Source organism: Arthrobacter sp. SO5, assembly GCF_020532805.1.
Classification (GTDB): Bacteria; Actinomycetota; Actinomycetes; order Actinomycetales; family Micrococcaceae; genus Arthrobacter.
Map to the genome: position 1 here is coordinate 1 of NZ_MQTQ01000005.1, position 21,658 is coordinate 21,658.

Genomic DNA, 21,658 nt, shown 5'->3' on the forward strand with positions numbered 1-21,658 from the left:
GGGAGAGTAGGTCACCGCCGGAACACCATTCAGGTCGAGAGCCTCCAACCACCAGGTTGGAGGCTCTCCCACTTTAACGCCATGATCAGCACCGGAGCTTTTGGGCCGGAACACTCGTGGCGCCGGAACACTCACGGCCCCGGCGTCGTTGTACCAGCGCCACCCTCTTCCATTCGAAGGACTTGTTCATGACCCAGCGGACCATTGTTATCACCGGCGCCAGCGACGGGATCGGCGCCTCGGCAGCGCGGACTCTCGCGAAAGCAGGGGAGCGGATCGTCGTCGTCGGGCGTTCGGCGGAGAAAACCGAGCGGATCGCTTCGGAGATCGGTGCGGACTTCTTCGTCGCAGATTTCGCGGTTCTGGCACAGGTGCGCCAGCTCGCGGCGCAGCTGAAGGAGAAGTACCCGCGGATCGACGTCCTGGCCAACAATGCCGGCGGGATCATGGGCAAGCGCGAGCTCACCGTGGACGGCCACGAGAAGACTTTCCAGATCAACCACCTGGCCCCGTTCCTGCTCACCACGGAGTTGATGGACGTGCTCACGGCCAGCAACGCGACGGTCATCAACACCTCCAGCGCCGCCAACGGCTTCGGCAAGTTGGACATGGAGGACCTGGACGCCGCGAAGAGCTACTCCACCAACCGCGCGTACGGCACCGCCAAGCTGGCCAACATCCTCTTCACGAGTGAGCTCAACAACCGCTACGCTGCCCAGGGAATCACGACGGCCGCCTTCCACCCCGGCGTCGTGGCCACCAACTTCGCGGCGGACTCCACCAGCCACATGCGGCACGCGTACAAGAGCTTCCTCAACCGCTTCCTGCTCAGCCCCGAACAGGGCGCAGACACGCTCGTGTGGCTTGCCACGTCCACTCCCGGACAGGACTGGATCTCGGGGGCCTACTACGCCAAGCGCGCCCTGGCCAAGGCCAACAAGCAGGCGCACGACGCGGAGCTCGCGCGGGAGCTGTGGGAGCGCAGCGAGGCGCTGGTGGCCCTGGCGCACGGCACGCTGGATCCGCGGCCGTAGGCCACGGCCACGGTAGCTACCGCGCGGCGTCGACCGTGTCGATGGCGGTGAGGGCGCTTTCCATGGTCCCGGCCAGGTCGCTGGCCGGGGCCGGTTTGGCGAACAGGTAGCCCTGCAGGGAGTCGCAGCCGCGGTCCATCAGGTACTTGGCCTGCTCCGCGCTTTCGATGCCCTCTGCCGTGACCCGCAGGCCGAGGCCGTGCGCGGTGTTGATCATGGTGGCGAAGAACGGCAGCTGTTCCCGGCCGGTCTTGATCATCGCCACGAAGGACCGGTCGATCTTGACCATGTCCAGCGGCAGCTCCTTGAGCCGGCCCAGGGACGAATAACCCGTGCCGAAGTCGTCCATCGCGATCCGGACGCCCGCCTCGCGCAGCTGGCGGAGCTGGCGCAGCACGCCGGAGTCGGCGTCGAAGAACACGCTCTCCGTCAGTTCCAGCACCAGCTGGCGCGGGCTGATCCCGGTGGACGCAACGATCCCGAGCACATCGGTGCCGAAATCTCGGTCCTGGAACTGCAGGCCCGAGACGTTCACGGCGACGCTGTAGGCGGGGTCCCCGGCCAGCCACGGGCGGATCTCGGCGCAGGCACGCCGCATGACCTCGTCGCCGATTTCCCGGATTAGCCCGCTCTGCTCGGCCACCGGCAGGAACTGGTTGGGCGGCACCAGGCGTCCGTGCCGTTCCCAGCGCGCGAACGCCTCGAACTGCACCACCGACCCCAGGCCTGGTGACACTACCGGCTGGTAATGGACCGAGATCTGGCCCAGCTCCACGGCCCGCCGGAGCCCGGTCTCGCCGTCGGCCTTGTGCGCCGCCGTGTTCAGCATCTCCGGCCGGAACCGCAGCCAGGCCTGGTTGCCCCCGGTCTTCGCCGCGTTCAGGGCGGCATCGGCCTGGCGCAGCAGCTCGGCGCCGTCGTGCGTTTGCGCGGTCTTGGACGCCAGGCCCATGCTCACGCCGGGCCGGACCAGCGAGCCGCCGACACGCAGCGGCTCGAACAGGGATTCGGCGATCCGTTTGGCGACCGCCTCGGCGTTGAGGCATTCGGTCAGCAGCACCACGAACTCGTCGCCGCCGAGCCGGGCGACGGTGTCGTGCGGGCGGACGCAGTTGCGCAGCCGGTTTGCCACCTCTACCAGCAGCTCATCCGCGGCGGAGCGGCCCAGCATGTCGTTGAGGTTCTTGAAGTCATTCAGGTTCAGCAGCAGCACGTCCACTGGGTCCGGCCGGCGCAGGGCCGCCGCGAGCCGTTCGTTGAACAGGTGGCCGTTGGGCAGTGCGGTGAGCGGATCACGCAGGACGCCGGCCTTGAGCTCGTCGTCGTGCTCGGCGAACGCTGCCGGCTCGGCAGTGAGCGGTGCCGGACGACGGCGCAGCGGTGCGGCCTCCGCTGGAGCGGCGGCAGCTGTGGCGGCGGACGGCCGCTGGCCGGCAGGGGACGACGGCCGGTGGCCGGCGCCGCGGACCGAGAGCGCAACGGACGGCTCCGCGGACGCTGGGGTGGACTGGGTCCCGGGCCCGGCGGCGGGGATCAGCGAGCAGGTGATCTCGACCGGCACCTCGGCACCGTCGGCGCGGCGGCCGGAACCTTCGAAGGGCTGGCGGGAGCGGGGCGCGGCGGCGTCCAGGCCGGCGAGGATTCCGTGGAATTCCTCACGGGACCCCTCGGCGAGCAGCAGGGAGGAATCGGCGCCCAGCAGCTGCGCGCGGGAGTAGCCGAAGAGGGCCTCTGCGGCCGTGTTGAGGAAGGAGATGGACCCGTCGGGAGCCAGCAGGACCAGCGGGTCCGGGCTGTGCTCCAGAAGTAGTTGTGCGAACCCTGCGTCCATGATGTTTTGCCTGCCCCCCAAGCGACGGATACGGATGGCAGGCGCCGTGCGGAGAACACACGACGGCTGCGCTCCAAGAATCATAAGGGGTACGGGCCGCGGCCGCGTGATCCGGGCCATACCGCGCCGGATTGTGTCGGCGCGGCGCCGTTTTCGCGCACGGGAGCCGCCTGGGCGCTGCTAACCGGCCAGCGGCACACCTTCGAGCGCCGCGATGGCTGCCTCGGAGTGGCGGACGGCGAGTTCGCGCCGGGATTCCGGTTCCGGGCGGGAGAAAAGGAAGCCCTGCAGGGCATCGCAGCCGTGGTCCATCAGGTAGCGCGCCTGGGCCGGGGTCTCGATGCCCTCGGCCGTGACCTTCAGCCCCAGGCTCCTGGCCATGTGGATCATCGAGGTCAGGATAGGGAGCTTCTCCGCGCCCGTGCGGAGCATGGAGACGAAGGACTTGTCGATCTTCACCACGTCCACCGGGAGTTCCTGGAGCCGGCCCAGGGAGGAATAGCCGGTCCCGAAGTCATCCAGTGCCACCCTGATCCCTGCTCCGCGCAGGCTTTCGAGCTGGGCGATGACGTGGGAGTGCGCGTCGAAGAACACGCTTTCCGTCACCTCCAGGACCAGCTGGTGGGGATCCACCCCGCTCCACCCGGCGATGTCCAGGACGCGCTCCGCGAAGTCCCGGTGCTGCAGCTGCACGCCGGAGACATTCACGGCCAGGGACCGGCGGGGATCCTCCGCGAGCCACGGTGCCAGCTCGGTGCAGCTGCGCCGGAGCACCTCGGCCCCGATGTCCCGGATCAGGCCGCTGCGCTCGGCAATCTGGATGAAATCATCCGGGGGCATCAGCTGGCCTTCCCATTCCCAGCGGGCCAGGGCCTCGAACTGGACCACAGCAAGCTGCTCGCTGGAGACCACCGGCTGGTAATGCACCATGATCTGCCCCAGCTCCACGGCCCGCCGGAGTCCCGCGGTGAGCTGGGTGCGTTCCAGCAGGGCGGCCAGCATCTCCGGCCGGAAGTGCACGTAACAGTTCTTGCCGGCTTCCTTGGCCGCGTACATGGCCAGGTCCGCCTGCCGCAGGAGTTCCGAGGACGTCATGGATCCCGCATCCCGGGAGGCCACGCCCAGGCTCAGGCCCGGGCGCAGCATGGTGCCCTCGATCGAGAAGGGGGCGTTCAACGTGGCGACCACCCGCTGGGCAACGGCGTCGGAGTCCCGGCAGCCCACCAGCAGGACCACAAACTCGTCTCCGCCCAGCCGCGCCACGGTGCCGTGGGGCCCCACGCACTGGAGCAAACGCCGTGAGATCTCCACCAGCATTTCGTCGCCGGCGTGGTGGCCCAGGATGTCGTTGACTTCCTTGAAGTCGTCCAGGTCCAGGAGGAGAACGTGCACGGGCTCGGGCGTCAGCAATGCCTCGGCGGCCCGTTCACTGAAGAGCATCCGGTTGGCCAGGCCGGTCAGCGGGTCCCGGAAGGCGAGTTCCTTGAGCTTGTCCGCCTGTTCGGCGAGTTCCTCCATGGCGCGGCGGGCCTGGTCCTGGGCGCGGTGGCGGGAGGTGACGTCCCGGAAGTTCCAGATGCGTCCCACGATGGCGTCCGCGACCTGCTGCGGCCGCGAGTTCAGCTCCACGGTGCGGCCGTCCTTGCACTCCAGCACGTCATAGCCATGCTTCAGCTTGTCCGCGTACAGTGCTGCCACCTTGGCCAGGAAGGGTTCCGGGTCCATCAGTTGCTCCGCGATGAAGTCCACCAGGGCCCTAGGGTCCTCGGCCGCGACCATCTCCGGCGGCATGCCCCACAGCAACACGTACTGATTGTTGATACCGGTGATCAGCCCTTCGCTGGAGACCACCAGAATCCCGTCGGCGGTGCTCTCCAGGGTGGCGTCCAGCAGGGAAACGGCCAGGCGCCGGCCGGAATCCGGGTCATTGCGGTGGCTGCCGTCGCGGACGGCGACCGCCATGGCCGTGCCGGCGTCGAACGCCACGAGCGAGCAGGTGACCTCCAGGGCGATGTCGGTGCCATCCCGACGCCGGCCTGCCGCAGCGAACGGACGCTTGCCGGCGAGGCTTCCCCTGCCCAGCCTGCCGAAGACGCGCAGGAAACCGCCGCGAGCGTCGTCCGAGAGCAGGAGCGTGTGCGGCATCCCCAGCAGTTGTTCCCGCGGGTAGCCGAAGAGGCACTCCGCCGCGGCGTTGACCAACGCGATGGTTCCGTCCGCGGTCAGCAGCAAGAACGCGTCGGGGCCCTGCTCCAGTAAGGTCTCTTCTATCCCAGGTCCCACGGTGATACCGGCCCCCAAAGCTACGGACGTTGATGAGCCCGACGGAGATGCCGCGGGCAATGCGTTTCACTGAATCATAGGGTTCCAGGGCCCCTTGTCCAGCACCCCGCGGCCCGGAAATTGCGGCGATCTTCGACGTTCGGCCTGCAGGCTTGCGTGCGGTGCCGCCTGCAGGCTTGCTTCAGCTCAACGGTTTCCGGACACCCGGCCGCCACGCAGGGCGGCGAACGCCTGGGCGGAGCGGGCGATGGCCGGCCCCAGCGCGGCCTGCGGTTCAGGGCCGGAGAACAGGAAGCCCTGCAGTGAATCGCACTCCAGGTTCATCAGGTATTCGGCCTGCGCCGGCGTCTGGACGCCTTCCGCGGTGACGCTCAGGCCGAGGCCGTGGGCCATGCCGATCATGGCCGTCAGGATGGGCAGTTTTTCGGCACCGGTACGGATCATGGAGATGAACGACTGGTCGATTTTCAGCGTGTCCACCGGGAGGTCCTGCAACCGTCCCAGCGAGGAGTACCCGGTGCCGAAGTCATCCAGCGCCACGTGTGCCCCGGCCTTCCGGAGAGCGATGAGCTGCTGGATCACACGGCAGTCGTCGGCAAAGAAGACGCTCTCGGTGACTTCCAGCACCAGCTGCCGCGGATCCACAGCGCACGACGCCGTGACCGCCCGCACCAGTTCGGCAAAATCCCCGTGCAACAACTGCACTCCGGAGACGTTGACAGCCAGGCGGCGCGAGCGGTCGGCCGCCAGCCAGGGCTGTAGCTCGGTACAGCCCTTCAGCAGCACTTCGGTGCCGATCTCGACGATCAGCCCGCTGCGCTCGGCGGTGGGGATGAACTGCTGCGGCGGGACGAGTTCGCCGTCGCGCACCCAGCGGGCCAGGGCCTCGACCTGGACAACAACGCCCAGCTTGGCGGAGACGATCGGCTGGTAGTGCACCTCGATCTGGCCGCTGTCCACGGCCAGCCGCAGCCCGGACTCCATTTCGGTGCGCTGGATGAGGGACTTCATCATCTCCGGCCGGAACCGCAGGTAGCGGTTCTTGCCGGCGGCTTTCGCCGCGTACATGGCGATGTCGGCCCGGCGCAGCAGCTCGGAAGCGTCCACGGTGTCCTCGCTGATGGAGGCCAGGCCGAGGCTCAGGCTGGGCCGCAGCATGGATCCGTCAATCCAGACCGGCACTTTCAACGACTCGACGATCCGTTTGGCGACGGCGTCGGGGTCCGGCGAGCCAACCAGCATGACCACGAATTCGTCACCACCCAGGCGTGCTACAACGTCGTTGGGGCGCACGCACGTGCGCAGCCGCCGCCCCACCTCGATCAGCATCTGGTCACCGGCGTGATGGCCCAGGATGTCGTTGACTTCCTTGAAATCGTCGAGGTCTAGGAGCAGGAGGTCGACGGCGGTGCCGCACGGCCCGCTCAGCGCGGCGGCGAGGTGGTCGTTGAAGAGCTGGCGGTTGGACAGCCCGGTGAGGGGGTCCTGGAACGCCAGGGCTTTGAGCTGGGCAGCCTGCTCGGCGAGATCGGCCATGGCCTTGGTGATCTGGTCCTGCGCGATCCGGGCAGGGGTGACATCGCGGAAGCTCCACACGCGGCCGACCACCTGGTTCGCGACCTTCTGCGGGCGTGAGTAGCGCTCAAAAGTCCGGCCGTCGTGGAAGTCCAGGACATCGTGGCTTTCCGCCGCCGGCTCGGCGTACAACGCCGTGACCTTTTCAATGAACCGGGCGGGATCCTTGAGCTGGTCCAGGACGAAGCCCAGCACGGCGTCGTCGTTTTTGGTCGCCAGCAGCTCCCGGGGAATGCCCCACATGGAGACGAACTGGTTGTTGACTCCGGCGATCTCGCCCTCGGCGCTGACCACCAGGATGCCGTCGGCGGTGGACTCCAGGGTGGCGCTGAGCAGGGACATGGCCTCGCGGAGGCCCGCGTCCGCCTGCAGCCGGTGGGAGGTGTCCCGGATCATCACCGTCATGCAGACAGGATCGGTGGGGTTGGGGGGCGTGCTGAGGAGGGAGTAGGTCAGCTCGGCCTGGAACTCGGTGCCGTCATGACGCACGCCGTACGCCTCGACGGGCGGGAGATCGTCGTGCTGAGCTCCGGCGTCGGAGTCTGCGGCCCTCTCCTTGCGAAGCGCGACGAACAGGCGCCGGAATCCGCTGCGGAAGCCCTCGGCGAGGAGCATGCGGTGGTCCGTGCCCACCAGCTCGCCCCGGGCGTAGCCGAACATCCGTTCCGTCGCCGCGTTGACCATGAGGATGATGCCGTCCTCGGAAACCACCAGGAGGGCGTCCGGGCCGGATTCCAGCACCGCCTCCGGGTGCGGGGCCGGGTGTGGCGGGCGCGGGGAAGCGTGCGGCGGGCGCGGGGAAGCAATCATGCGGCTGCCGCCGTGCGAATTTGAGACCACCGATACTCCATTGACAAGTCCTCCCCTCAGAAAATCATAGGGGTCTCAACGCGGCACGATGACCAGGCCGGCTGGGCCGGCGTTTCAGCGGGGGAGGCGCTCGCGTCTGTCTGAGGTTCCCCCTCCGCTGGTTGCGCCCGCCGACACCACGGCCCGGTAGTGCTGGACCAGCTCATCGCCCAGGGCGGACCACGTCCGTCCCTGGACCGAAGCGTGGGCCGCCGCGGCGAACGCGCGGCGCTTGGCGTCGTCGCCCATCAGGTCCATCACGCGGGACCGGAGCGCCGTGAGGTCGCCCGGCTCGTACAGCCAGCCGGTGCGGGAGTTTTCCACCAGATCCAGCGGGACGCCGCGGCCGGTGGCGACCACCGGAACGCCTGAGGCCATGGCTTCCTGGATGGTCTGGCAGAACGTCTCGAACTCGCCCGGGTGGACGAAAAGATCGAAGGAGGCCACGGCCCGGGCCAGCTCCTCGCCGCCGAGGAACCCGGTGAAGACGGCATCCGGCAGGGCGGCCTCAAGGGACTGCCGCTGCGGTCCGTCGCCGACGATCACCAGCCGGGTTCCGGGCACGTCCGCCAGCACGGCCAGGTCCTGCACCTGCTTCTCGGCCGCCAGCCGGCCCACGTAGCCGATGAGGCGCTCGCCGCCCGGGGCGACGGAAGCACGCCACCCGGCGTCGCGCTTGTCCGGGGAGAACCGCTCGGTATCCACGCCGCGGCGCCACATCTCAATCCGCGGAATGCCGCGGCCGCGGAGCTGGCGGAGCGCGAAGCTGGACGGGACGAGGGTGCGGGATGCCATCAGGTGGATGTTCTCCACCCGGCTCCACGCCCAGTTCTCCAGGAACGGGACACCGTAGCGGCCGGCGTAGCCGGGAACCTCGGTCTGGTAGATGGCTATGGTGGGGATCCCCAGCTGGTGCGCGGCCTGTGCCGCCCGCCAGCCGAGCACAAACGGTGACGCCAGGTGGACCACGTCGGGTGTGTACTCGGCAAGGATTCTCTTGACCCGGTGAACACCGCCCATTGCCACCCGTACGTTCGTGTAGCCGGCCAGCGGCACCGAGGGAAGCCGGTGGACGTACGCACCGTAGACCTCGTCGGGGGCTCCGGCGTCCTGGGTTGACGGCGCGATCACCAGCACCTCGTCCCCGCGCTCCTGCAGATGCTCCAGGACGCGCAGGATTGAGTGCGTTACCCCGTTCATCAGCGGCAGGAATGATTCGGCCACAATTGCGATCCTCACCCCTCCACGGTGCGGGCGCCGGCTGTCGGCGCGGGGTCAGGGGTATGGCGGCGAGGGGAAGAATGGGTTAACAGGGCGGGCGTGGGTGCAGGGTTGCGGGTTGGGGGTTGCACGCTCCGAGCCACCCGCGGATGGGCATGCCCTCCGGCCGGGGCAAGACCTGGACATGATCCCTATATGCTCCCTCGTGGCCGTGAAAAATGGGCATGTCCACTTGGGGCACGTCCGAAGAATGGGCATGCTCCGAGCCGCCCGAGAATGGGCATGCGCTCAGCCAGGGCTAGGACCTGGACATGATCCCCATATGCTCTCTCGTGGCCGTGAAAAATGGGCATGTCCACCCGGGGCACGTCCGACGGGGCGTGCCCCGAGCCGCCCGGGAATGGGCATGCGCTCAGCCAGGGCTAGGACCTGGACATGATCCCCATATGCTCTCTCGTGGCCGTGAAGAATGGGCATGTCCACCTGGGGCACGTCCGGAGAATGGGCATGTCCACCCGGGGCACGTCCTGGGCCGGGCGTTCGGCCGGGGTGCGGCTTCGTATCGCCCTCGATTCGCCCTTAATGGCCGCTAAACCAGCCGGCGTAGCGGCCAAGTTCGGCAAATGGGCGCAGGGATCGCCTGGTGCGGGACTCCTAACCGCGGGCATCCTTACGCAAGACGTCCGGCAGCTCGTCAACGTAGACGGTTTGCGGCGGCTCGTAGTAGATGACCAGGACCTCCTCGCCCACCGCGAAGGCGCTGGCCCTGTCGAACGGGTGGGCGTGGAAGGCGCTGGTTCCGCCCCGAAACGGCAGCATGACTTCGCCGATGGTGCCGGGCCCGATCCGCCCGGTGACACGGCCGATCTTGCCCGTGAGGCTCCGGTCAACGTCCCTGTGCATCATGCATCCGGAGCTTTCGGGGACCGTTTGGCATCCTCCCGGCCGTTCCTGAGGGAGGATCTGAGGGCCGGGAGATAGTCGCCCACCTGGGACAGGATTCCGCCGATCATCTTATTGATGCCGTCGCCGCCGTTGAGGACGGTGAACTGTCCAACATGGGCGAACGGCTCCGCTGCCGCCGCGATAATGGCTGGCATATTCTCCGCCAACTGCTGGGAAATAACGGCCTCCTGATTGGTTCCCAGGGCCTCGGCGCGTGCCTTGATGCCGTCCGCCTCCGCCAACGCCTTGGCCTTGATCGCGGAGGCGGCAGCATCGCCGCGGGCCTTCGTGGCCGCCGCCTCCGCCTCACCGGTAACCCGGGTGGCTCCGGCCGCGGCTGCCGCCGCCGTCGCGTTGGCCTGGGCCTGAAGTTCAGTGCGCCGTGCGTTGGCCTCGGCTTCGAGTTCCGTGCGCCGAGCCAGCGCCTCGGCAGCGCTGATATCGGCGGACTTCTGGCCCTCGGCATCGGTGCGCTTGGCATAGGCCTTGGCGTCGGCGGGCTTGCGGACGGTGGTCTGGAGTTTCTGTTCCTCCCGGTCCGCCTCGAGCTTGGCCACTTCTGTCTCCTGAACCACCACCTGCTGGCGGGCCGTGGCGTCGGCAAGGGGGCCGGCCTGGGCGGCGTGTGCCTTGGCCCGTTCGGCGTTGGCCTGGGCCTCGGATTGCCGGATGGCCGAGATACTCTGTGCGTCCGCGATCAGCGCCTCCGCCTCGGCTTCCTTTTCCGCGGCCTCACGGTTCCTGGTGGCCTCGGCGATGCGCGCCTCCATCTTGACCAGGGCGATATGCGGTTTGGCGATGTTCTCGATGTAGCCCGTGGGATCCTGCAGGTCCTTGATCTGGAGTGAATCGACCACCAGGCCGAGCTTTTCCATTTCCACGCCACTGGCGCTGCGGACCTGTGAACCGAGCTTGTCGCGCTCGCGGATGATCTCCTCCATGGTCATGCTGCCGATGATGGAGCGCAGGTGACCTTCGAAAACGTTGTAGACTTGGCTTTCCATTTTCGGCTGCTGGCCCAGGAAACGCCGCGCGGCGTTGGCGATGAAGGGCGGGGCGTCCCCGATCTTGTAGATGACAACACCTTCGACAATCACCTGGATGCCCTGCGACGTCACGCAGGACACCTTGAGCTCGGTTTCATTGAGGGTCAGGGAGAGGGGCCTGACGGTCTGCAGCCCGGGAAACACGAGGGCGCCCTTGCCGGTGACGATTTTGAAGTCCATGCCCTCCCTGGTCTCCAGGGTGCCCCGCGTGAGTCCGGAGATGATGAGCGCCTCATTGGGCTCGGCCACTTTCCACATCAGTTTCGTGGTCAGCCAGATAACGGCGACGACGACGGCCGCCCCGATGAGCGTGGCAATAAGCGGGGCGAAAGCTGAAAAATCCGGCATAGCCAGGTCCTTTCACGATGTTGGAAAAGGTGGTGCGGCACAGCCCCCAACCGTGCCGCCGATAGAACCCGGCCGGACTCGAATGCGGAAGCGCGGGGCCGCCAATCCAGCTGTTGAAGACAGTCTGATGCGCTCCCCGCCGCAAAGTCCAGCGATTGGATGATGCGAGGACGAAAGCCCCTGTTGTGGCACGCCCGGCCGTGGCAGGTTGGGCAGGGGACTGCCGTGCGGTCCCGGAGAGGGATTCGCGATGTATGCCGGCTCCGGAGCGATCGGGATCGCGTGGGACACCTGGCGGGCTGAGCATGGAGGTGCCGACGCGATCTCCCGCCGGCAGCAGGCCCGGCTTGCCGGGCTCGTGGAGTTTGCCCGGACGGCGTCGCCGTTTTACCGGGCGCTGTACCGGGACGTCCCGGAGCGTGTCACGGATCCTCGGCAGCTCCCGCGGGTGGGCAAACGGGAGTTGATGGAGCACTTCGACGAATGGGTGACGGACCCGCACCTCACGCTGGCCCGGCTGGAATCAGACGTGCTCGCCGACATGTCCCGGCTGGGGAGCCTCTACCGCGGACAGTACCTGGTGGTCACCACCTCCGGCACCTCCGGGGAGCCGGCCGTCCTGGTGCACGACCGGGCCTCGTGGACGGTGACCGGCGTCGTCGTCCGGATCCGGGAGCGCCGGACGTTGATCAGGGCTGCGGAATGGCGGGCTTTCCTGTTCCACGGGCTGCGGGGAGCGGCCCTTATCGCGGGCGGCGGCCACTTTGCCGGCGTCGTGATGACGGAAACCGCCCGGCGGCGCAGCCCCGTCATTGCCCGGCGGGTGCGGGTCTTCTCGGTGCTGAGGCCGCTGCCGGAGTTGGTGGCTGAACTCAACGCCTTCCAGCCGACTCTGCTCTACGGGTACCCGAGCGCCATGCTCCAGCTGGCCGGGGAGCAGAGGACCAGAGGTCTGCGGATCCACCCTGTGCTGGCCTTCAGTTCCGGCGAAAACTTGTCCGTTGCCGGACGCGAGGAGATCGAATCCGCGCTCGGCTGCCGCGTCAGCGAACGGTATCTTTCGTCGGAATTCCCCGCGCTGACCAGCCTCTGCCGGAAGGGCTCGTTCCACGTCAACGCCGACTGGTACCTCGTCGAGCCGGTGGACGCGGATTTTCAGCCGGTCCCGGCTGGGGTCACTTCCCAGACGGTGCTGGTGACCAACCTTGCCAACCGCGTCCAGCCGCTGATCCGCTATGACCTGGGGGACCGGGTCACGTTTGCTGCGGATCCGTGCCCCTGCAGAAGTCCCTTCCCGGTGCTGCGGGTCGAGGGCCGTGCCGGTGACGTGGTTTCCTTTTCGGCGCCGGGCGGGCGCAGGGTGACGGTGCTGCCGCTGGCACTGGGTACCGTGATTGAGGAGACGGCCGGGGTGCGCCGCTTCCAGGCCATCCGCACTGGGCCGGGATCCTTGACGGTGCGGCTGGAGCTGCGGCCCGGTGCCGCCCAGGCCGACGTGCGCAGTGCGGTGCGCGAGCGGCTCGATGAGTTCTTCGCGGACCAAGGGGCGGGGCCGGTAGCGATTGAATACTCCGATGAGCTGCCCGGCCCCGGCCGCAGCGGCAAGTTCCGGCAGGTCTGGACCGCCTGAGGGCTCGACTCTTACTGCTGTTCCAGCAACTTCCGGGCATCTCGCTGGGCCTCGAGTTCCCCTGGGCTCACGGTGGCTCCCGGCAGGAAGCCGGCTCCGGCGATGATCCGCCGCAGTTCGGCCACTGTCCGGGGTGCGTCCGGGCCCTGGTGGGCCATGGCATGGCAGTTGGCGCAAAGCGGCACCAGATCCGTCACCGGGTCCAGCTCGTAGGTACTTCCGAGCCGGGACGCCGGTACGAGGTGGTGGACGTCGATGAAGTCCTTGCCGACGTCGCCATAGGTGAGCTCGAAGGAGAACCCGCACGCGGCGCAGTGAGTGCCGTGATGCGCGATGCAGGCCCGCCGCGCGTCCGGGCTGCGTTCGTAGCGGTTGGCCACAACCCGGGTGATCGCCTCTTCCGGGTAGGTTCCGGGCACGGGCTGTGTGGGATCCGGGCCAGGCGGCGGCCCGAAGTCGCTCCACAGGCCTCGGATCAGGGCCTCGTCGGCCGGATCCACCTTTAGCCCCGAGCCGGGAAAACCGTTCCACGGCACCCCGGGCGCGCCCGCTTCGAGGACGTCGACGGCGATCTGCTCGCCGAGGGGGAGTAGAGCATCGAAGGCAACGCTGACGAACAAGGTGGACGGCTCCGGGGCGGACCGGGTGGAAGCGGCCCCGCCTGCCTCGGCTGCGCCTGAATCAGCTCCGCCCGCCTCGGCTGCGCCGGCCTCGGCGCGGTGCGGCCCGGGCTCCGGACGATCCGAGACTACGACGCCGTGGCCGATGAGCCCGCCTCCGTGCCGGCCCTGCAGCACGAGCCAGGCGTCCGTGCCGGTGCGGATGTCCTGGTGGCGGCCCACACTCCACGGTTCCACGTGCAGCCCGGCCCCGGCAACGCGGTCCACGATGGCCGGATAGTTCCACTGCTTCCAGCGCTCCGGGTTCCAGCCCAGGATGATGGCGGTCATGGGGCTATTCTCGCAGTTCGTCGCCCGCCGGCGCGCGCGATTCGACGAATACGGCCGCTACACGGGGGTGTATGGCGGCCGTTTGTGGCAAATGAGTGGTCGGTGGGTGCGGCCCGTCCCGCCGGCGGCGTTGTCCGATAGCCGGCGGCCCGTCCCGATGGCCGCGCGTCCCCGACGCCCCCAGGGCCAAGCCCCGCCGTCGTACGTACGGGTCGCCCGCGCAACGGAAGTCCACACAAAGAAGCCGGTGCAGTCGCTGCGTTACCGCGAGGCGACTGCACCAGCAGGTAGTACGAATTTTCAGATTGCTATACAGCGTTTCTTAATACAGCGTTACTCATTCGCGGCTCCCTATGTCCCGGTGGTCGAATTCCGGGTTACTTTGCGTCGTCAGCCAGATGCCTGGACATCAGCCAGCCGGCGCCAACCATACCTAGGCCCAGCACCATAAAGGTCCAGTTGTCCGGGGCGTTCAGCGACAGGAAATTGGCCGCGGACCCCGTTCCAACGATGAGCCCGTAGACGCCAAGGACGATGTACAGCAGGCCGAAGCCCATGAGGAAGTTCCGGGCACCCATGGGGTTACTCCGGGACATGACCAGGCCGATGGCGCCGATCGCAAGCTGAAGGATGTTCAGCAGCATGGATAGCTGGAACAAACCCAGCAACAGGGCCGTGGAACCAGGCCCGATGAACGCCAATGAGCTGTACTGCGTGGTGATTCCCGGGATGAAGCCCAGGATGCCCACGACTATCAGGACGATACCTACACCCATGCCGACATTCTGAACATCCGTTCGCCCGAAGTGAATGCCGTGTGCATTTTGAGATGCGGTAGTCATTTTGTGCCTCCAACCACTGATTGCGGACATACCCATTTTACGGCGGCCTTGTGCAAAAAGCTCCGGTGTGACTTGCTTCTGAAATACTTCATCTGAGCCTGTCGGAACCGGCGGGAACGCAGGTACGTGGCACCATGGAACACGATGAAACTGCGCGCTGATCAGACCGGAGAACGTGGCCTTCCGATGCCCTTGTGGCTGCAGGGTGCCCTCGAGTCCGCGCAGGTGGCCATCATCTCCGCACTCATCGTCGCCGCACCGATCGTTGCGGTATGGGCGACCGCCGGATTCCAGAACACCGCGGCTGATGCCCTGGCACGCCTCGCCGGCCAGGCCTGGCTGCTGATCCACGGAGTTCCGCTGCTGCTGGACACCGCCGCCGCTGGGACCCCGGCTCCTGGTGCCGCGGCCCTGCCGGAATCCGGCGCACTCTCGCTCATCCCGCTCGGGCTCAGCCTCATCCCGTTCCTGCTCGCCTGGCGCGCGGGACGCCGGCTGGCCCGCGCCTCCTACACGGACCAGCTCTGGCAGGCATTGCTGGGATCGTGGCTCATGTACGCGGGCTTCGGCCTGGCGACGGGCTTTATTTGCCGCACCGGCGACGTCGGCATCAGCCTTTGGTCCGCCGCACTCACCCCGCTGGTCCCGTTCGGCCTCGGCATGGTGATCGGAGCCCGCCGCGAAGCCGGTTCGTGGAGTCGGCTGATCGGCGTCGACGCCGTCGCCTGGCTCTCGCGCACCAGCCAGCACTCACGCTGGGCCGGCTCGTACCTCGGCTCCGCGATCAAGGCAGGCTTCGTGGCCCTGATGGCCAGCCTGGCGATGTCCGCTGGGCTGCTCGCCGCCACCCTCTTCATCCACTGGAACCTGATCGCCGCCGTCTATGAAGGGCTCGACGCCGGAGCCGCGGGGGGCGCCGCACTCACCATCGCGCAGCTCGGCTTCCTGCCCAACCTCGCGGTGTTCGCGCTCGCCTGGACGTCCGGATCGGGCTTCGCACTGGGAGTCGGCTCGCAGGCCGGTGCCCTGGGAACCGCCGTCGGGCCGCTACCGTCCATTCCGGTCTTCGCGGCGCTGCCCGCCGGAGCGCTGGAGTATGGCGCCGCGGCGCTGGTGGTGCCCGTGCTCGCGGGCTCACTGGCCGGGTGGTGGTTCCTGCGGGAAGGTGAAAACCACTTCGATGAATGGCTCTCCATCAAGGTCCGCGCCCGCTGGTTCACCGCGACCGTGTCCACCCTGGTGCTGGGGGTGATGGCCGGCGCCGTGGCTGGCGTGCTCGCCGCGGGACTCGCCTGGCTCGCCCGCGGTTCCGCCGGAGTGGGGCGGCTCACGGACATCGGCCCGGACCCGCTCCGGACCGCACTGTTCGTCGCCGCTGAGGTGGGGATCGGCGTCGTCATCGGCTACGCGGCGGGACCCTGGCTGGAACGCGAGCAGAATCGGCACGAAGCGGAGCTGGAACCGGCCGCCCGCTGACGGGGCGCTATCGGCGGGCGTTAGCGGAGCGGGACCGGCATCGACTTGTCCAGCTCGGTCCTGCACTGGGAGGCTCCCTGCTGGGTGAGCGCGTGGCGGATGCACTGCTGGTAGTCCCGGACCTGGTTGAAGAAGAGCGCGGAGGACGCGAGCAGCAGTACCTGCACGGCCGCGACCACCAGCCCGGAGATCGCCCCGAACAGCACGAGCTTGGACTCCTTGAGTTTCGCGGCCCGGACCAGCACCACGATTCCCAGCACAATGGCCGCGACCGTGAGGACTGCGCTCAGCCAGAGGTAGTTCATGTCCAGCTGGAAGACGAAGAACGAGCCCAGGACCACCACAACGAAGCTGCGGAACAGATTGTGGGTCAAGTCCTGCGAGGCTTTGGCAGGGTCGCTGAGCGCAGGCTGGTTGTCCTGGCTGCCGCGCTGATTGCCGCGCTGGCCGCCGCCTGGGCCGTTCGGGGGATTCATGTTTTCCAGCCTACGCGAGCGGCCCCATAAGCTAGGACAATGCGCATAGTTGTCCTCGTCTCCGGCACCGGCTCCAACCTCCAGGCCGTCATTGACGCCGTGACAGAGGGCAGCCTGGACGTCGAAATCGCCGCCGTTGGCGCGGACCGGCACGGAACCTTCGGGGTGGAGCGTTCAGCCGCCGCCGGAATCCCGACCTTCGTGGTGGACTTCACGGCCTACCCGGACCGGGCCGCCTGGAACGCGGCGCTCACCGAAGCCGTCGCCGCGTACCAGCCCGACGTCGTCGTGTCCTCGGGCTTTATGCGGATTGTCAGCGCGGACTTCATCGACGCGTTCGGCGGCAAGTACCTCAACACCCACCCGGCGCTGCTGCCCTCCTTCCCCGGTGCCCACGGCGTGCGCGATGCCCTGGCCTACGGCGTGAAGGTCACCGGCTGCACGGTGCACTGGGCCGACGCCGGAGTGGACACGGGACCCATCATTGCCCAGGAGGCCGTCCCGATTGGGGTCGGCGAGGCAGAGGAATCCCTGCACGAACGGATCAAAGTGGTGGAGCGGCGGCTGCTGGTGTCCACGCTGGCCTCGCTCGCGGCAGCGGGGAACGCCCCCGGGTAGCCCCCGGACCCAACTGGCTCGCAGTAAAGGCCGTTTTGGCGGCTCAAAACGGCCTCTGCTGCGAGTCAGTTGGTCAGACGGGGTATTGCCTGTGGATAACCCTCCGGGAATGTCCCCGGATTTGGGACGATGGGTCGATGAAGACACCGCGGCCGCTCCCGACGCCGCTAGGCTTGGCGCCCTTTACTTTCCAAGAGGCACTTGACGCCGGAGTCAGCCGGCGCCGGCTCAAGCATCGTTCCCTGGATGTTCCGAGCCGCGGGATCCGGCTGCCTTTAGAACCGTCCTCTGCAGTGAATCTCCGTGCCCGGCCCCTCACCGTTGTCACGCAATTCTCGGCAGTATCCCACGCGACGGCCTTCCTGATCTGGGACTTTCCGGGATACCTGCCGGGCTCGCGCGCGCCAGAGATCCATATCTCCAGGCCGGACACGATGGCCATACCGCGACGCAGGGGCGTGATTGGCCACGTCGGGCAGTTCTTCGACGACGAAATCACCCGGCTCGACGGCGTACTGGTCACCACGCGGACCAGGACATGGCTGGATTGTGCCCGGAAGATGAGCGTTGACGAGCTGACCGTGATGGCGTACCGTCTACTGCGCCATCCCCGGCCTGCATTTGAGAACCGCTCGGAGCCTTACGCCAGTCCGGAGGAACTCGCCAAGATGCTGGACCGGCACAAGGGCACGCCCGGCATCCGCAAGGCACGGCTCGCCTTGGAGCAGGCCCGGATCGGCGCGGACTCGGCCCCGAGACGAGGCTTCGGCTCGCGCTGGGGTGCGCTGGGCTGCCGGAACCGGAACTGAACGTGGCCACGATCCTGCGCCCCGGCGTCGTGCGTGAACCGGATCTGGCCTTTCCGGAGCACCGGGTTGCCGTGGAGTACGAGGGCGCCGTGCACTCCGACACGGCCCAGATCGTCCGGGACATCGCCAGGGAAGAGGATTTCGGCGGCGCCGGCTGGATACTGGTCCGCATCTCGAAACGGCACATGGAGAACGACGCACGCGCCGCCGTCGCCAAGGTGCGGACCGCCCTCGTCGGCCGCGGCTGGTTGCCCAAGTGACTCGCAGCTAAGGCCGTTTTGAGGGGTCGAAACGGCCTTAGCTGCGAGTCAGTTGGGGGAGAAGGACGGGCGTGCTATTCGAGGCGGCGCTGCTTGGTTTCGGGGGCGAAGAACGCCATCCACAGCACGCTCAGCAGCACCAGCCCGCCGGCCAGGGCGAACGACGTCGCCAGGCCCAGCTCCGGCCAGAGGAAGGCCGCGAAAATCAGCGGGCCGAAGCCGGCACCGAGCCGCGAGAACGTCGACGCCCAGCCGAAGCCCGAGCCGCGCAGTTCCGTCGGGTACAGCTCGGAGACATAGGCGTAGAGCACCGGGATGGCCACCTGCACCACGAAGCCGAACACCAGCAGCCAGAACACGGCCGCGGTGGGGATGTCCACCACAATCGCCACGATCACGAGGGTCAGCGCGGACAGCGGCCCAGTGATCGCCAGGATCCACTTCCGGCCCACCCGCTCCACCAGCAGCGCCGCCACCACCACGCCGAGGAGCCCGACGGCGGCCATGGAGGCCGTCGTGAGGAACGCCTTGTACTCCTCGAACCCGGCGCCGATCAGGATCCGCGGCATCCAGGTCAGCGACAGGTAGTAGACCAGCAGAATGCTGAAGAACAGGGACCAGGCCGCCGTCGTGATCTTCCAGTCGAACTGCCAGAGCAGGCGGAGCTGCGTCCAGGCGCTGCCGGCGGAGAGCCGCGGCGCGTCCTGCGCGTCGGGGAGGCTGTAGACGCGGGGCTCGGCCCCCGTGGCGGCGACGAGGTCATCGATGACCCGGGCGGCCTCGTCCCGGCGGCCCTTGCGGATCAGGAACAGCGGGGATTCCGGCACACTCCGGCGGATCCAGAACACCAGCAGCGCCGGGAGCACCATCACCAGCATGGTCAGCCGCCAGTCCGCGAAGGCCGCCACGAGCCCGGCGGACACGAAGCCGCACAGCGCCGCGCCGATCGGCCACCAGCCGTCCATCGCGGTGAGGACCCTGCCGCGCTGCTTGCGGGGAGTGAACTCGCCCACCAGCGCGTAATCGACCGGGATGCAGCCGCCCAGGCCGAAGCCGGCCATAAACCGGAACGCCACGAACCAGAGGAAGTCAGGGGAGAATGCGCCGAGCACGGTGAAGACCGAGAAGATCAGCAGTGTGGCGGTGAAGGCCTTTTTGCGCCCGATGGTGTCCGCGATGGTGCCCCAGACGAAGGCGCCCAGAGCCATGCCGATCAGGTTCGAGGCGCCGATCCAGGCGGCCTCGCCCGGGGTCAGGGACCAGTGCCGGGACAGCAGCGGAATCAGGATCCCGTTGAGCGTCACATCCCAGGCGTCGAACATGAAGCCCAGGCCGCCGATCAGGAAGATCCGGCCCTGCACTTTCCAGCGCCACGGCAGTTCCTGGACCACCTGTTCGCCGCTGGGCACAGTGGTGTACGTATTCATCTCAGCCTCCTGGGAAAACTCTACGTGGCCGGGCGGCCGGGCGCGCGGCGCTTCACACGGCGCTTCACACTCCGGCGCGCGGGAGGGCCCGGTGCGCTGACGGGATAAACTGGGCCCATCCCCACCACCCGCGGCCCCGCCGCGATATACGACGGAGACTTTTTGTGAGCTTCACGCCGCTAGACCGTGTATCCATCGACCGTGTTCCCATCCGCCGGGCACTGATTTCGGTCTACGACAAGACCGGTCTGGAGGAGCTCGCGCGGGGCCTGCACGACGCCGGCGTCAAGATCGTCTCCACCGGCTCCACCGCCAAGAAGATCGCCGCCGCCGGCATCCCGGTGCAGGAAGTCGAAGAAGTCACCGGTTCCCCGGAAATGCTGGATGGCCGCGTCAAGACCCTCCACCCGCGCGTGCATGGAGGCATCCTCGCGGACCGCCGCGTCCCGGCCCACCTGCAGACCCTCGCGGACATGGACATCGAGCCGTTCGACCTCGTCGTCGTCAATCTCTACCCCTTCGTGGAGACGGTCAAGTCCGGTGCCGCGCAGGACGACGTCGTCGAGCAGATTGACATCGGCGGCCCCGCAATGGTCCGCTCGGCCGCGAAGAACCACGCCGCCGTCGCCATTGTGGTGGACCCGTCCTCCTATCACGACGTCGTCGCTGCCGCCGCCTCGGGCGGTTTTGACCTGAAGACCCGGCGCCGGCTCGCCGCCAAGGCCTTCGCGCACACCGCCACCTATGACACCGCCGTGGCCAGCTGGACCGCGAGCCAGTTCCTCGATGAGGACGGCGACGGCGTGATCGACTGGCCCGCCTACGCAGGCCTGGCGCTGGAGCGCTCCGAGGTCCTGCGCTACGGTGAAAACCCGCACCAGCAAGCCGCCCTCTACGTGGACAAGGCAGCCCCGGCCGGCATCGCCCAGGCCGACCAGCTGCACGGCAAGGCCATGAGCTACAACAACTTCGTCGACGCCGACACCGCCCTGCGCGCCGCGTTCGACTTCGCCGAGCCCGCCGTCGCGATCATCAAACACGCCAACCCCTGCGGTGTGGCCGTGGGTTCCGCCTCCGCACCGGACCCGATCGCGGACGCCCACGCGAAGGCCCATGCCTGCGACCCCGTCTCCGCGTTCGGCGGCGTCATCGCGGCCAACCGCACGGTCACCGCCGGCATGGCCCGGACCGTCGCGGGCATCTTCACGGAAGTTGTGATTGCCCCGGGCTTCGAGGACGAGGCCGTGGAAATCCTGTCCAAGAAGAAAAACATCCGACTCCTCGCCCTGCCCGAGGGCTACGGCCGCTACCCCTCCGAAATCCGCCAGGTGTCCGGCGGCGTGCTGGTGCAGATGTCAGACAGGGTCGACGCCGAGGGCGACAACCCCGCCAACTGGACTCTCGCCGCGGGGGAGGCCGCCGATGCCGGGACCCTGGCGGACCTCGCCTTCGCGTGGACCGCCTGCCGTGCCGCGAAGTCCAACGCCATCCTGCTTGCCTCCAACGGTGCCGCCGTCGGCATCGGCATGGGCCAGGTCAACCGGCTTGATTCCTGCAAGCTCGCCGTCGAGCGGGCCAACTCACTGGGCGTGAGCGTGGAGTCCGAGGTGGAGGGTGCCGGCGGCGCGGCTGGTCCGTCGACAGCAGAGGCCACCGGGGCGCCCGAACGTGCCCGGGGTTCCGTGGCGGCGTCGGACGCGTTCTTCCCGTTCGCCGACGGCCTGCAGATCCTGATCGACGCCGGCGTCCGCGCCGTGGTCCAGCCCGGCGGTTCCGTCCGGGACGAGGAAGTCATCGCCGCAGCCAACGCCGCGGGCATCACGATGTACTTCACCGGCGCCCGGCACTTCTTCCACTAGGGGTTCCGCCCCTCCGGGTGCGCTCGGCCCCACCAAGGATGGACATGCCCTCCCTCACCGGAGGACATGTCCATTTTTTGGGCCGGGGAGTGGGCTCAAAGGGTTTGTGTTCAGTCCTGGGTCTGTGCGGTGGGCCTGTCCCGCGGGGGCCCGGGTGCAGCGGGGGCCCGGGTGCTGCG

17 protein-coding genes are annotated in these 21,658 nt (G+C 68.0%); 7 read left to right on the forward strand and 10 right to left on the reverse strand.

Translation table 11 applies throughout. The features are described 5' to 3' along the window. The first annotated feature begins 188 nt into the window (after positions 1-188). Positions 189-1,034 carry an SDR family NAD(P)-dependent oxidoreductase gene (locus tag BJG92_RS00960; RefSeq protein WP_232082149.1) on the forward strand — a complete coding sequence of 282 codons (846 nt, stop codon included), beginning with the start codon at positions 189-191 and terminating at the stop codon, positions 1,032-1,034. A 16-nt stretch (positions 1,035-1,050) separates the two neighbouring features. Here the strand turns inward: BJG92_RS00960 and BJG92_RS00965 are convergent, their stop codons facing one another. The 6 genes from BJG92_RS00965 to BJG92_RS00990 form a co-directional block, all read right to left on the reverse strand. After that, the gene (locus BJG92_RS00965; RefSeq protein WP_232082150.1) at positions 1,051-2,865 is read right to left on the reverse strand and encodes a bifunctional diguanylate cyclase/phosphodiesterase; all 1,815 of its coding nucleotides are present in this window, start codon (positions 2,863-2,865) and stop codon (positions 1,051-1,053) included. A 180-nt stretch (positions 2,866-3,045) separates the two neighbouring features. Further along, positions 3,046-5,148: an EAL domain-containing protein gene (locus BJG92_RS00970; protein WP_232082151.1), complete on the reverse strand. Its 2,103-nt coding sequence runs from the start codon at positions 5,146-5,148 to the stop codon at positions 3,046-3,048. Positions 5,149-5,334: 186 nt separating this feature from the next. After that, positions 5,335-7,533, reverse strand: coding sequence for an EAL domain-containing protein (locus tag BJG92_RS00975; RefSeq protein WP_269461612.1), 2,199 nt, complete (start codon positions 7,531-7,533; stop codon positions 5,335-5,337). 114 nt (positions 7,534-7,647) lie between these two features. Further along, positions 7,648-8,811 carry a glycosyltransferase family 1 protein gene (locus tag BJG92_RS00980; RefSeq protein WP_232082153.1) on the reverse strand — a complete coding sequence of 388 codons (1,164 nt, stop codon included), beginning with the start codon at positions 8,809-8,811 and terminating at the stop codon, positions 7,648-7,650. A 636-nt stretch (positions 8,812-9,447) separates the two neighbouring features. Beyond that, the gene (locus tag BJG92_RS00985; protein ID WP_232082165.1) at positions 9,448-9,696 is read right to left on the reverse strand and encodes a hypothetical protein; all 249 of its coding nucleotides are present in this window, start codon (positions 9,694-9,696) and stop codon (positions 9,448-9,450) included. Next, the gene (locus BJG92_RS00990; RefSeq protein ID WP_232082154.1) at positions 9,696-11,132 is read right to left on the reverse strand and encodes a flotillin family protein; all 1,437 of its coding nucleotides are present in this window, start codon (positions 11,130-11,132) and stop codon (positions 9,696-9,698) included. The genes BJG92_RS00985 and BJG92_RS00990 overlap by 1 nt, the downstream gene beginning before the upstream one ends. Before the next feature lie 250 nt (positions 11,133-11,382). Here BJG92_RS00990 and BJG92_RS00995 point away from each other — a divergent pair, with 250 nt between their 5' ends. Then, complete coding sequence (locus tag BJG92_RS00995) at positions 11,383-12,762, forward strand: phenylacetate--CoA ligase family protein (protein WP_232082155.1); 1,380 nt, start codon at positions 11,383-11,385, stop codon at positions 12,760-12,762. An 11-nt stretch (positions 12,763-12,773) separates the two neighbouring features. On the opposite strand, the gene BJG92_RS01000 is transcribed toward BJG92_RS00995, so the two are convergent. Further along, on the reverse strand, positions 12,774-13,712 hold the full coding sequence (locus BJG92_RS01000) for an HNH endonuclease (protein ID WP_232082156.1): 939 nt from the start codon (positions 13,710-13,712) through the stop codon (positions 12,774-12,776). A gap of 377 nt (positions 13,713-14,089) precedes the next feature. Next, positions 14,090-14,488 carry a DUF4383 domain-containing protein gene (locus tag BJG92_RS01005; RefSeq protein ID WP_232082157.1) on the reverse strand — a complete coding sequence of 133 codons (399 nt, stop codon included), beginning with the start codon at positions 14,486-14,488 and terminating at the stop codon, positions 14,090-14,092. Positions 14,489-14,698: 210 nt separating this feature from the next. Between BJG92_RS01005 and BJG92_RS01010 the strand changes: the two genes are divergently transcribed. Further along, positions 14,699-16,030 (forward strand): DUF6350 family protein, encoded by a 1,332-nt coding sequence (locus BJG92_RS01010; RefSeq protein WP_232082158.1) that lies wholly within the window; start codon positions 14,699-14,701, stop codon positions 16,028-16,030. A 20-nt stretch (positions 16,031-16,050) separates the two neighbouring features. Here the strand turns inward: BJG92_RS01010 and BJG92_RS01015 are convergent, their stop codons facing one another. Further along, a complete protein-coding gene (locus tag BJG92_RS01015; protein WP_232082159.1) occupies positions 16,051-16,506 on the reverse strand; it encodes a hypothetical protein in 456 nt (151 codons plus the stop codon). A gap of 39 nt (positions 16,507-16,545) precedes the next feature. Here BJG92_RS01015 and purN point away from each other — a divergent pair, with 39 nt between their 5' ends. From purN to BJG92_RS01030, 3 genes are all read left to right on the forward strand, one after another. Continuing rightward, positions 16,546-17,124: a phosphoribosylglycinamide formyltransferase gene (purN, locus tag BJG92_RS01020; RefSeq protein ID WP_232082160.1), complete on the forward strand. Its 579-nt coding sequence runs from the start codon at positions 16,546-16,548 to the stop codon at positions 17,122-17,124. Between the two features lie 293 nt (positions 17,125-17,417). Then, positions 17,418-17,933 carry a hypothetical protein gene (locus BJG92_RS01025; RefSeq protein ID WP_232082161.1) on the forward strand — a complete coding sequence of 172 codons (516 nt, stop codon included), beginning with the start codon at positions 17,418-17,420 and terminating at the stop codon, positions 17,931-17,933. 2 nt (positions 17,934-17,935) lie between these two features. Next, positions 17,936-18,193: an endonuclease domain-containing protein gene (locus BJG92_RS01030; protein WP_232082162.1), complete on the forward strand. Its 258-nt coding sequence runs from the start codon at positions 17,936-17,938 to the stop codon at positions 18,191-18,193. A 74-nt stretch (positions 18,194-18,267) separates the two neighbouring features. On the opposite strand, the gene BJG92_RS01035 is transcribed toward BJG92_RS01030, so the two are convergent. Then, the gene (locus BJG92_RS01035) at positions 18,268-19,620 is read right to left on the reverse strand and encodes an MFS transporter (RefSeq protein WP_232082163.1); all 1,353 of its coding nucleotides are present in this window, start codon (positions 19,618-19,620) and stop codon (positions 18,268-18,270) included. A 164-nt stretch (positions 19,621-19,784) separates the two neighbouring features. Between BJG92_RS01035 and purH the strand changes: the two genes are divergently transcribed. Beyond that, the gene (purH, locus tag BJG92_RS01040) at positions 19,785-21,479 is read left to right on the forward strand and encodes a bifunctional phosphoribosylaminoimidazolecarboxamide formyltransferase/IMP cyclohydrolase (RefSeq protein ID WP_232082164.1); all 1,695 of its coding nucleotides are present in this window, start codon (positions 19,785-19,787) and stop codon (positions 21,477-21,479) included. Positions 21,480-21,658: the final 179 nt, after the last annotated feature.